At 45.8% G+C, this 11,135-nt stretch carries 10 protein-coding genes and 2 pseudogenes; 2 read left to right on the forward strand and 10 right to left on the reverse strand.

Annotated elements, in window-relative coordinates; all coding sequences use genetic code 11:
- Nucleotides 1–407: 407 nt before the first annotated feature.
- From FU659_RS33415 to FU659_RS39250, 6 genes are all read right to left on the reverse strand, one after another.
- Complete coding sequence (locus FU659_RS33415; RefSeq protein ID WP_147951484.1) at nucleotides 408–1,439, reverse strand: CobW family GTP-binding protein; 1,032 nt, start codon at nucleotides 1,437–1,439, stop codon at nucleotides 408–410.
- A gap of 110 nt (nucleotides 1,440–1,549) precedes the next feature.
- Nucleotides 1,550–2,089 (reverse strand): hypothetical protein, encoded by a 540-nt coding sequence (locus FU659_RS33420; protein WP_147951485.1) that lies wholly within the window; start codon nucleotides 2,087–2,089, stop codon nucleotides 1,550–1,552.
- A gap of 5 nt (nucleotides 2,090–2,094) precedes the next feature.
- Nucleotides 2,095–3,258 carry a metallophosphoesterase gene (locus tag FU659_RS33425; RefSeq protein ID WP_147951486.1) on the reverse strand — a complete coding sequence of 388 codons (1,164 nt, stop codon included), beginning with the start codon at nucleotides 3,256–3,258 and terminating at the stop codon, nucleotides 2,095–2,097.
- Nucleotides 3,259–3,298: 40 nt separating this feature from the next.
- Nucleotides 3,299–3,979: an SOS response-associated peptidase gene (locus tag FU659_RS33430; protein ID WP_147951487.1), complete on the reverse strand. Its 681-nt coding sequence runs from the start codon at nucleotides 3,977–3,979 to the stop codon at nucleotides 3,299–3,301.
- A gap of 373 nt (nucleotides 3,980–4,352) precedes the next feature.
- Nucleotides 4,353–4,520 carry a YhjD family protein gene (locus FU659_RS36085; protein ID WP_187274571.1) on the reverse strand — a complete coding sequence of 56 codons (168 nt, stop codon included), beginning with the start codon at nucleotides 4,518–4,520 and terminating at the stop codon, nucleotides 4,353–4,355.
- Between the two features lie 218 nt (nucleotides 4,521–4,738).
- Nucleotides 4,739–5,062 carry a DUF5412 family protein gene (locus FU659_RS39250; protein WP_187274572.1) on the reverse strand — a complete coding sequence of 108 codons (324 nt, stop codon included), beginning with the start codon at nucleotides 5,060–5,062 and terminating at the stop codon, nucleotides 4,739–4,741.
- Between the two features lie 49 nt (nucleotides 5,063–5,111).
- On the opposite strand from FU659_RS39250, the gene FU659_RS33435 reads away from it, so the two are divergent.
- A complete protein-coding gene (locus FU659_RS33435) occupies nucleotides 5,112–6,035 on the forward strand; it encodes a C40 family peptidase (protein WP_147951488.1) in 924 nt (307 codons plus the stop codon).
- A gap of 456 nt (nucleotides 6,036–6,491) precedes the next feature.
- On the opposite strand, the gene FU659_RS33440 is transcribed toward FU659_RS33435, so the two are convergent.
- The 3 genes and pseudogenes from FU659_RS33440 to FU659_RS33450 all read right to left on the reverse strand — a co-directional run bounded on the left by FU659_RS33440 (nucleotide 6,492) and on the right by FU659_RS33450 (nucleotide 8,584).
- Entirely contained in the window at nucleotides 6,492–6,893 is a 402-nt protein-coding gene (locus FU659_RS33440; RefSeq protein WP_147951489.1) for a hypothetical protein, read from the reverse strand.
- 13 nt (nucleotides 6,894–6,906) lie between these two features.
- A complete protein-coding gene (locus FU659_RS33445; protein WP_147951490.1) occupies nucleotides 6,907–7,209 on the reverse strand; it encodes a hypothetical protein in 303 nt (100 codons plus the stop codon).
- A gap of 476 nt (nucleotides 7,210–7,685) precedes the next feature.
- Nucleotides 7,686–8,584: pseudogene (locus tag FU659_RS33450) on the reverse strand (SDR family oxidoreductase).
- A gap of 452 nt (nucleotides 8,585–9,036) precedes the next feature.
- Here FU659_RS33450 and FU659_RS33455 point away from each other — a divergent pair.
- Nucleotides 9,037–10,101 carry an LLM class flavin-dependent oxidoreductase gene (locus FU659_RS33455; RefSeq protein ID WP_147951491.1) on the forward strand — a complete coding sequence of 355 codons (1,065 nt, stop codon included), beginning with the start codon at nucleotides 9,037–9,039 and terminating at the stop codon, nucleotides 10,099–10,101.
- Between the two features lie 267 nt (nucleotides 10,102–10,368).
- Here FU659_RS33455 and FU659_RS33460 read toward each other — a convergent pair.
- A pseudogene (locus FU659_RS33460) lies at nucleotides 10,369–10,980 on the reverse strand (aldo/keto reductase); the annotation flags it as partial.
- Nucleotides 10,981–11,135: the final 155 nt, after the last annotated feature.

Consider the following 11,135-nt stretch of genomic DNA (forward strand, 5'->3'; position numbering starts at 1 on the left):
TTGGGAGAAAACCAGTTAAAGTATTGAATTTTTCGTAGTATTTGATCTATTCGCAACAGTAGTTTTGGGGACTGAGATATCTACAATGAATCGACAGCCACCGTATAGTCGTTAGCGACGAGAAATGAGACTGTCCATTCATCTAACGAACTGAAGCGACGTTATGGAGTCGATTTTTAGTGAAGTGATGAGCTTTTACTTGAAATAACGCGTCTGGAGTTCGTTAAAACGAAAACTCTAGGTATTTTGATCAAATAAGGATTGCTGAGTTCGTAAGGCAGGTTTGTTTCCACATTTTCAACAAAAAAATCAAATAAGATTAAGCTTCCTCTTAACCCAAACCAAACATATAAATTCTAGTAAGAAAAACCGTCAGTTCATCCTGACGGTTCTATCTGTAATTCTTATTAGGCACCCAAATTTGACGTTAATGATTCTAGTCTAAGCAGTTCCGCCCGGACTTCATCTTTAGAGAAATTTTCCCCAATGAATACAGCTACGTCCGGCACTTCACCTTTGGGCGCAATTTTCACGAAATCCATTTCACGATACGCATACTGAAACAAAAAACGGCTGGATGTGTCTGAAAAACGAAGTATTCCTTTAGCGCGGTATACCTCGGGAGGCAGTTTACTGACGAACTCTTCAAATGCCGTACTATCCACTGCCCGTTCAAAAAAATGCGTATACGCCATGACATGACTATGTGAATGATGATGGTGACTACCGTGATCATCGTGATCATGATGATCATGCTCATGAACACCTTCATGATGTTCAACTTCACTATGCTTATCGCTATCAACCTGAACGTGTGCCTGCTCTTCTTCTAGTGCTTCGATCAGCTCCATGTCAATCTGGCTAAACACGGTATAATGTACAGACGCGTATGGATTCCAATCGCGCACCAGCGTATCTACTTCCTGTAGCGCATCTGCTGCCAGCAGGTCCGTTTTGTTTAACAAAAGTACATTTGCGCAGCGAATTTGCTCCTGCATTAACCGGAAGGTTTTACCTCGGCTTGTTCGACTTAATTCCAGCAGTTGAGGTCCATCAACGACAGTAAGGATACCTTTAAGTTCTACAGGAAGCACAAGCGAAGCATCTGTTACTTCGTCAATAATTTCCATTGGATTAGCAATACCCGTGGATTCTATAAAAATCAGATCAGGGTGCTCGTCCGTCACAAGCTCTTTGAGGGCCAAGGCAAGATCGCCTCGACTCGAACAACATATGCAGCCGCCCAGCAGCTCCGACATCGGAACTTCACCGGTAATTAATTGCCCGTCTAGGTTGACTTCGCCAATCTCATTCATAATAACCGCGGGTTTACGTCCCGCTTCCGTGAAATGATCGATTGCCTTGGTTAGCAACGTTGTTTTGCCGCTTCCTAAAAATCCTGATAATACAAAAACAGTCACTCGTTTAGCTGCCATCATCCATCCTACCTCCGCCGAGCATCATGATCTTCTATACGTCTGTTTGAATAATTGATAAATGAATTACACTTTCTATTATTCGTAAAATTTACTCTTAAGTCAAGAGGAGATTAGATTTTAACAGTAAACCTGGTGAAAAGGATTGGCCACTTCCCAACAAGCTGAACGAGGAAGGGAAGCAGCTTGGCCGCTAGCAGGCTATTTGTCCGATCTACTGGCTTGAGCGGAAGCTGCAAGCGATCATAGAGAATACTTGCAGCTTCTTCCACAAGCGCGAGTGCAAGGTCTGCAGGATCCGCTGTGTTCATGTGTCCAAAACGCGGCAAATAATACCGGCTAATTGATTCTGACAATTGATGCTCGGATAGATTGTTCGAGGCCATGACCTCACCCATGCCGCGCCCTACAAGTTGAGCAGTATCTGTATCAAATGCATGCGGAATGCAGTAAATTTCCAGTGCCAAAGCGGCTATATAAATCTCTCTCAACAGCTCGTCTTCTTTTTCTTCTGACAACACAGGTTCTGTTAAATATGCCGTAACGACGGGCTTCATGGTTTCCCAGTTGTTTTCTATGCTTTTCATAGTCAGCTGCATCATAGCCGCCGCTAGCTCTATGGGTGTAATTGATTTTTTGTCTGTTTCTTGCATACGACTTACTCCTCTTTTCTCTCTTCATTGATAAATCGAATGGTGAGCTCGATAATTTCGGAACGGCTTCCTATACGAATCGGCGGTCCCCATGTGCCATAGCCTGAGGATACGATCGCATGCAGGTTGCCTTTGCGCAAATATCCCCAATCGAGTTCAAACAATCGTTTCGTTATAAGATGGTTAGGCATCATTTGCCCTCTATGCGTATGACCGGACAGCATAACATCCGCACCGGCTTCTGCCGCCTTATCTAGATGGTAGGGCTGATGATCCATCACAATAACAGGTTCTCTCGTATCGACGTTATCCATTAGGGCAATTAGCGGCTTGCGTCCGTCAACGGATCGTTCTGCTGCTTTATCTTTTCTACCTACGACATACAATCGTTCCGCGATATGAACGGTTTCATCCATGAGTACGCGAATACCGATCTTCTTCATTTGTTCGACGAAGGCTGGAATGTGGCCGCCAATGTATTCATGGTTGCCAAGTACAGCATAAATACCGAGCGGAGCCTTCAGCTCTCTCATCGTCGTTCCCATATCATAATGAATAAATGGCTTAATGTCATCGTCAATGACATCTCCCGGTAAGAGAATTAGATCCGGCTTCATGCGGTTCACTTGCTCAACAAGCCTTCGCAAATGTCGATTGCCGACGATAGAGCCTAGATGGATATCCGAAGCTACTGCGACGCGAAGCTGTTCCCAGTCTCCGGCTTTTTTGGGAACCGTGATGTCATATTTACGAATGATGGGACTTCGCGCATTATACGAACCGCGAAGCATGACGATGAGCAGGAGCCCTATATCTATCCATCCCAGCATGGGGATATACGTTTGTGAAGACACGGATGCCAGATGGAGCACGCCTGCTGCCAAATCCGTCAAAAGCAGGAGTAGGAAACCATATTCCATGATAGCGAACCAATACGAGCCCACAATCTTTAGCAGCCGTGACACACTGGCCGGTAACACCCGTGCTCCTATCCATGCCAACAAATACGACAAGGCAACGATCCAAAAGACAATCCAATACAAGCCAGAATGAAACGAAGAACCTAATTGGTCTGCCAGAAAGAGTTGAGCATGCCAACCGATGTAACCATTCACCCCAAATACAATAAGCAATATGATGACAATACTCATAACTGCACGCCTTTTCATGTTCTTTACGCTCCCACTTTCCTTCTCTCAATTCTTTCGTCTACAACAGCAGAGCGATTTGTTCGATACACGACTTATCGTCGTTACGTACATTGCCCACGCGACTTGACACGGGATAAGCCAGCATGTCGTCCGTTGGATAAGGCTGCAGCAGCGGTCGAAGCACTGCGACGTCCTTTATGCTGCGGTCCAACCACAGCGCTTCTGACTCTTTCGTTAATATGACCGGCATGCGGTCATGAATGTCCGCCACCAGCTCGTTAGCTGCTGTCGTAATAACCGTACAAGTAGATATACGATTGCCTTCAGGCGATACCCAAGTATCGTATAGCCCAGCGATGCTAAATACCTCTTGGCTGCGCAGCATAATGCGCATCGGCTGCTTCTGTTTGCCTGTCCCCTTCCACTCGTAGAAGGAGTCCGCCGGTATCAAGCAGCGCTTGCGTTCCAATGGTTTGCGGAAAGCAGGCTTGTCTGCCAGCGTCTCCGCCCGTGCATTCAACATCTGATACGCGCTTTTATCATCCTTGGCCCACTCGGGGATAAGTCCCCAGCGCAGTTCGCCAAGCTTGTTCTTTTCCCCGTCATGAATAACAGCCATAATCAGTTGTCCCGGTGCGACGTTATACTTGGGGCTGTATCTTGCCGAATAGTTGTAAGAAATATCATAACGAAGCAGCAGTTCATCTAACGTTACGGTAATCGTATAGCGTCCACACATATCAGCACATCCTTCCCCTCTCTCCATTATGAGAAAAAGAACTACCCGCGTCAATTCGCTTACCTCCCAATGTCCTTCTATGCTCCAAAAAGGCCCATACAAAAGCCCGAGGAAATGTTCTCCATCGGGCTTTTGCTTAAATCGTTCTTTTCCCTGCCTTCTTGCTGTTCGCCTGTCTTACTTCTTTTGCCCATCAATCCAACGAGGGTTATACACGCTTGTAATTAGGTGATCGATATGTCGAGCTGTTCTTACGCTGATTTCAGCGCGTATATAATCTTTCGCCACCATAAAGACCTCTTCATACCCGTGACATACTTAACGATAACGAATCTCTCGCTCGTTCTATTCTTCTACAAACACTTGAATGCTCTTATCCATCATCTTGAATGTGTGCAGCAAGCGCATGCGCGACTCGAGCGTAGAGTTGACGCAGCATTTCGGAGGAGCGCTCAATTTCATTTGCCTTTTTCTTAATCATGCTGTGCATGACAGGCAGCAAGATATTGTCTCTAGCTTCATTGATTCGCAAGCTTTTCAAAGCATATTTTTTTGCATTTCCGCCAGAAGCAAAATTAGGTTCAATTTTGAAGCCAGATTCTGCTATCAGAAGATGAAGCAGTGTTGTTTTCTTCTATAAAGCTTGATGATACTGAGATTAACTCGATGCTTGTATTAGACATGCACGCAGATAAAATCAACATTGTTGCATAGACATCAACCAATCTAATACTCTTTTTCAAAAAACCACCTCACCAACTATAACGCCAATAAATGGCGTAAGCGCTTCATTAAACTATGCTGCCTTTTAGTTGAATGAGTAAAAATGCTCTGCCGCGAGACAATCATCTTTACTATCGTTATCCAGTATGATTGTTTGTTGTATCGAAAATCAAAACTGTCTGTAAGAATATTTAACTTCCTTCCGTTTGTCACTATATTCTCTTCATCTAGCCAGTTAACTTCAGCGGATTCTTCATGATAATTCCAATAGATGTTCTTATTTTTCTTAAAGATACTTCTGTAAAACAATTCACACCTTATCGCATAATCAACAGTTGCCCCACCATTACATAAGTTCACTTTTTCTTGTTAAGACTAGAGAGAAAAACTCAGAAAAGAGGTTTTATCGATGATTGAAAAGAAACCGCAATGGCAGGCAATATTTACAATATGTATCACGTTGATCTTGATAATGGGGGGGTGCACGAATCAGAAAAGTCAAAACATCGCACTCCCTAGTCCTGCTCCAACTAGCCAAAGTGCCAAAATGCAAGTAGCGAACAGTCCGACGATTTCCAATGTTCAAATTTACAAAGATAGTAACGGTCAGGTTTGGGTACCACTTGAGGAGACAGCGAAATCGATGGATATGAACTTGCATTATATTAACGATAGCTACAACATAGGTGAAACGGATGCTATTTATTCCGTAAAAGCAGATCAGACGGCGGCGGCGGAGGGCGATAAAATCAAGGAACTCCCTCAAGCACCGAAGCATTTTGATAAAAAAATTTATATGACTACGCAAGCACTATCAACCTTGATTGGTACCCAGGTCAATTGGAATGACCAAAATTCTCATGTTGTTATTACCCCGATCGATGATAGTTCGTTAACCGCTCAGCAAAATGCATCGGGACAAATACAGAGTCTCGGTGTAAGAACGACGAATAAAGGAGAAATTATTAACTATGCTAGGCAGTTTTTAGGGACTCCTTATCAATTTTCGGCAAGGCCCTACGAAAGTACGCACATGTTTGACTGTTCTTCCTTTGTTAAGTATGTTTACAGCCATTTCGGCGTCTCATTGCCAAGATCATCACGTTCTCAATCGCAAGTCGGACAAAGTGTAGATATAAATCAACTGCAACCCGGTGATCTGATGTTCTTTTATACACCTGGCCGCTATGCCAGTAATCGAATTGTAGGACATGTGGGGATGTACGCGGGTAATGGGCAAATCATTCATACATACGGACGTCCTGGAGTTACGATCACGGATTTAAATAATTATTGGAGAAATCGTCTTTTATTCGCAAAACGTGTTTCTTAACTTTAAAGATGACTCGCTTCCATCATAAAGCGGTCTATGTTGTATACGACAACATCGTTGCATTCCGAAGTTATTAAATACGATGATGCAAGGTGGGGATGGCATGTTGGCGAACGAATGGCGGCAACCCGAAGCCGTCGGAAATGTTGGAACGGTATGGCCGCCCGGGATTACCGGAGTCAAGATCTATGGGAACCTTCCTCCGGGAGTGCACTTTATCGGACCGGTACACAGTTACCACCATGTTCCGTATCACATGATTGCACCAATGTACCTTGGGTTTCCGAGCTTCGGCACGTATATATATTTTTAGGCAAAATAAAGGCTGCTGGGCATCCGCTCGATAGCCTTTATTTTGCCTAAATATCCATCCAACCGTTCTCAATCATAATTTTTGCTGCATCATCAACAAATGATGAGATTTTTTTGGTAGGAGCGCTATTCCTAAGATGGCATCTATTCTATATTCGAAATAGCCTTATCCAAATTGGCAAGCATCATGAAATTGCGATTGAAAGTAAAGATGCGTTTTATCTGATAATAGGACATGGTCACAGCAGTGAATGCTTCACTGAGCGAGAAACGGAGCTCGGGCCTGTCCAAAAGCAGTCTGCGCGATTCCCCCTCAAATTCGGGGCTGCTGGAGATGACCGCCAGCTGATAGCTGTATTCGTTGCGAAGCCATTCGTAAAGATCAAATATAATGGAGTTGGTCGTCACGTAATTACGTTCAAGATCATGTAAATCTAGAAACAGGGAACAGGCTTTCGCATAGCGGGGGTCTTCAGGGTTCATTAAAGCGGCTAAAGCTGTTTCATCCAGAAAAATTGTATCCTGAATGTTCAAGTGGTTATCCATATGTCCGCACTCCTTAATCCTCTAGTTTGCAAATACCATCCAAATACAGAAGTGGGTTATCTTCCTTTTGATCCACTAAGATAGGGGTTGGTTCGTATGGCGCGCTTGCCAGGTATTGGACAATGATTTCATTGACGATCGCTTGCACGGTCGTATGCTGCATATCGGCGATTGCTTTCAGCTCAACATAATATTGCGGATTGAGTTCTATAGTGCCTTCTTCTTGTTCTTCACTTCTTGAAGAAATGAATTCGGAAGCGGTAGACTTCGCTTTTTCGAATTGATTTTGAATGAAGCGTTTGTAATTATTCGCCACCGTAATTCACTCCTTATGCATAGCTTTTATAACGATTTGTCGAATTTTGTCGATTTCAGGGGGTGATGTCGGGCGGAAAGCCAGCTTTTGGCTTCCTGCAAGGTAATTGGGTGTCTTGGGAAAATAAAATATTAGACTGACTCGAAAAATAGAAACAGCGGCTGCTATGTTCGAGAAAAACGCAATATACAGCAAATTTCCGATGCAAGTGTCGTTGCTCTAAGAACTGCTACCCCTCGCCATGCTTGTAATGCCTGAATGAGCAGAGCTTGCACATTGAAACGCAGGGAGTACACTCCCTGCACCCTTACTCGCAGTAAGGCAAGCCCGGCATCCAAACGGAGATTCCTTATCCCAGTAAATAAAAAGAGACTCCGCGAGTCTCTGTGTTTTCCGATATTTATCAATCTTCATTGTAAATCCGTTTATGTCCTGGTTTAATTTGGATTTTTTATAAATTGCAAAGTATTTTTAGTTCAAGTTTCTGTTATAACGCCACCGTTTACGTGTAGCACCTGTCCCGTTACAAAGGAGGAATCGTCAGACGCCAAATAAATGTAGGTCGGCGCAAGCTCGAACGGCTGCCCGGCACGTTTCATCGGCGTTTCCAAACCAAACGTTTTTACATATTCGGCGAATAGCTGGATACAATGAGAGGGGTCCAAATCGGCCCTGGGGCTACAGCGTTGACCCGGATTCCTCTGCCGACTAATTGAAGCGACAACGAACGAGTGAACGAAACGATTGCACCTTTTGTAGAGGAATAATCGACAAGCAAAGGGGCACCCCTATAAGCGGTTATAGATGCGGTTGATATAATAGTGCTCCCCGGCTTCAGGTAGGGAAGTGCGGCCTTCGTCAAGTAGAACATAGGAAAAATGTTGGTGCGGTACGTATCCTCAAGCTGTTCGTCTGTAATATCCATTATGCTTTCCTGAGGGAATTGTACACCTTGATTTAAAATAAGAACATCTAGCTTTCCGTAGATCTCCAGTGTTCTTCTTACCACTTCCGAAGAGAATGCAGGCTGACGCAAATCGCCTTCGATCAGCAGGCAACGGCGCCCGTAACGTTCCACCATCCGTTTGGTAGCCTCGGCGTCCTCGCGTTCATATAAGTAGGCGATTGCTAAATCCGCCCCTTCCTTTGCGAAACCGATCGAGACAGCACGACCGATCCCACTATCACCTCCAGTGATGATGGCTATTTTACCAGCTAATTTTCCGCTTCCCTTATATTCGGGATTGTCGGATATCGGAAGAGGGTTCATTAAATACTCCAAACCAGGCTGGATATTCTGATGCTGTGGCGGAAATGTTATTGGCACTTGTTGGTAGCGTGTCTCATAATTGTAATACGGGTACATTGGAATCATGGCGAATCCTCCATTACTCTATTTATCAAAAGCAAGATATTCGCCCAACTCACGTTTGGTGCCCATTACGACATATATTTTCCGCAGTACGCAGTTCGTTAACGAGATAAGACATTATTATAAATAAGGCTCTGTTATGCTTAACGTTCCTTGCCCATTTTGTACCAGTGTAGGGCTTTACTTGGGTCGGGGCTGACGTACGTCACGCCAGTTGATAACCGATGTGCGGATTCCTGGATCTCTCATCAACTAGAGAAGTACCCTGATGAAGCCAGAGTTGAGATAATTGTAAATAAAATTTTTGAATATAAATTTTAACCGGTTAGATGAGACGATGGCTTGATTTATCAACAATGCAGTTGTGCGGCGGGCTGAATTTTATTTACTTACTTTTATTGAGTTACATTAAAATATAAAGTATAATAAGTGTATCTAGAAGGGAGAGAATCATTATGTCCGATCTTACGACTTCTTCAATTGAAATAGGACTAAGCACATTCCTCGAGGCTGCTCCGAGAGCGGGCGGCGTCACGCACGCCGAACGGCTCCGACAAGCGGTAGAGGAGATTAATCTGGCCGATCAAGTCGGTCTGGACGTTTATGCGATCGGCGAACATCATCGCGCGGATTACGCGAGCTCGGCCCCAGCCGTTATTCTAGCCGCTGCCGCTTCCACGACCAAACGAATCCGGCTCTCGAGCGCCGTGACCGTGTTGTCTTCGGACGATCCGGTTCGCGTGTACCAAGCTTTCTCCACCTTAGACGGCCTGTCCAACGGACGGGCGGAAATTATGGCGGGCCGCGGCTCGTTTATCGAATCTTTCCCGTTGTTTGGATACGACTTGAACCACTACGACGGACTATTCGAGGAGAAGCTGGAGCTTCTGCTCGCGATCCGCGAATCGGAGAAAGTAAGCTGGCGCGGCGGCCATCGCCCCGCCATCGACAACCTGGGCGTCTATCCGCGATCCGTACAAGAGCCGTTGCCCGTATGGATTGGAACCGGCGGCAATCCTGAATCCGCGATTCGCGCAGGCATGCTAGGGTTGCCGGTCGTCTTTGCGATCATCGGCGGCATGCCGGAGAGGTTCGCTCCTCTAGTCAACCTCTATAAGGAAGCGGCTGCGAAGGCCGGACACGACGTAAGCAAGCTGCAGATCGCGACTCATTCGCACGGCTTCATCTCGGATACGACCGAGAAGGCGGCCGACTTGTTCTACCCGTCGACGGCAGCCCAAATGAACACCATTGGGCGCGAGCGCGGCTGGCCGCCATACACCCGCGACTCGTTCGACGCCGCCCGTAGCCTTCGTGGAGCGCTCTACGTCGGCGATCCCGAGTATGTCGCGGAGAAGATCGTGCTGCTGCGCAAGAACCTGGGTCTAACGCGCTTCCTCCTTCACGTGGACGTCAGCACGATGCCGCACCACGAATTGCTGCGCACCATCGAACTGCTCGGCACGAGGGTCGCGCCGATCGTCCACAAGGAGCTTGCTCGCGGGGCCGCGCAGGGGTGAGCTTGGCAGTGAATGCCGATTTTTATCAGCATTCACGAAACGTTCGCAGCACGTAGGGGTGGGCAATGCCATCCATCACACAGCAATGGGTCCGAACCAAGGTGCAAAACCCTGGCTCGGACATTTTTTCACCCCAACCGTCACTTCTTTTTAGCCATGGAGAACTGGATCGGTCCCGCTGATAATTTGCGCAGAACATCTTTGAAGACGAATGCGGTTACTTTCTTGTAATTGCTGAAGAAGACGGACAGTGCCTTTCCACTATAATTAGAACGTCATACCAAGCAATGGATGCGCCACATATGGCTCTTCCAGCAATGCAATCTCTTCAGGTGTATATGTAATCGAAAGCGCAGCCACCGCATCATCGGTATGCGATAGCTCTGTCGTACCGACAACAGGAGCTATTACCGGGGGTCTTTTTGAAGCAACCATGCAAGTGCGATTTGAGGCTTCGGTGCACCACGTTTTGCACCTATTTCCGCAACACGCTCAACCACTTTCCGATCAAAATCCACTGTTGAACCATAAATACTTTTTCGATTTCATCTACTTTGGAACGTTCGTCATTTTCGCCGTGCCAATCTTCCTGCAACCAGCGGGTTCCACGAGGGTCGCTCCGATTCTATCTTCCTTACACAGCGGCAGCATATCCCTCTCCTCTTCACGATACATCAGGTTGTAATGATTCTGCATCGCTAAAAACCGGGTCCAACCGTTACGTTCAGCGACATGCTGTGCTTTTAAGAGCTACCAAGCATGCATCGTGGATGCCCCGATATACCTTGCCTTCCCGGCCTTTACAACATCATGCAGGGCTTCCATCGTCTCTTCGATAGGAGTATTGGGGTCCCAGCGGTCGGTATAATAGAGATCTACTTAATCATTAGACAAACTGCTCCTTGTTTCATATAAAGTATCGTTATTTTATAGTAACTCAACTTTCGCACCTACGAAAAGCTAGTTGAGCCTTATGGTTGCAAGGGTTAATGGAGAAATTTTGCTCATCTTGACAGAAAAACACCCTCTTTGTT

This window comes from Paenibacillus sp. N3.4 (assembly GCF_008017805.1).
Classification (GTDB): Bacteria; Bacillota; Bacilli; order Paenibacillales; family NBRC-103111; genus Paenibacillus_E.

Bases quoted from the DNA above. Each gene is read 5' to 3' on its own strand.
- FU659_RS33415 (WP_147951484.1), bottom strand. From the start codon at position 1,439: ATGATGGCAGCTAAACGAGTGACTGTTTTTGTATTATCAGGATTTTTA.
- FU659_RS33420 (WP_147951485.1), bottom strand. From the start codon at position 2,089: ATGCAAGAAACAGACAAAAAATCAATTACACCCATAGAGCTAGCGGCG.
- FU659_RS33425 (WP_147951486.1), bottom strand. From the start codon at position 3,258: ATGAAAAGGCGTGCAGTTATGAGTATTGTCATCATATTGCTTATTGTA.
- FU659_RS33430 (WP_147951487.1), bottom strand. From the start codon at position 3,979: ATGTGTGGACGCTATACGATTACCGTAACGTTAGATGAACTGCTGCTT.
- FU659_RS33435 (WP_147951488.1), top strand. From the start codon at position 5,112: ATGATTGAAAAGAAACCGCAATGGCAGGCAATATTTACAATATGTATC.
- FU659_RS33440 (WP_147951489.1), bottom strand. From the start codon at position 6,893: ATGGATAACCACTTGAACATTCAGGATACAATTTTTCTGGATGAAACA.
- FU659_RS33455 (WP_147951491.1), top strand. From the start codon at position 9,037: ATGTCCGATCTTACGACTTCTTCAATTGAAATAGGACTAAGCACATTC.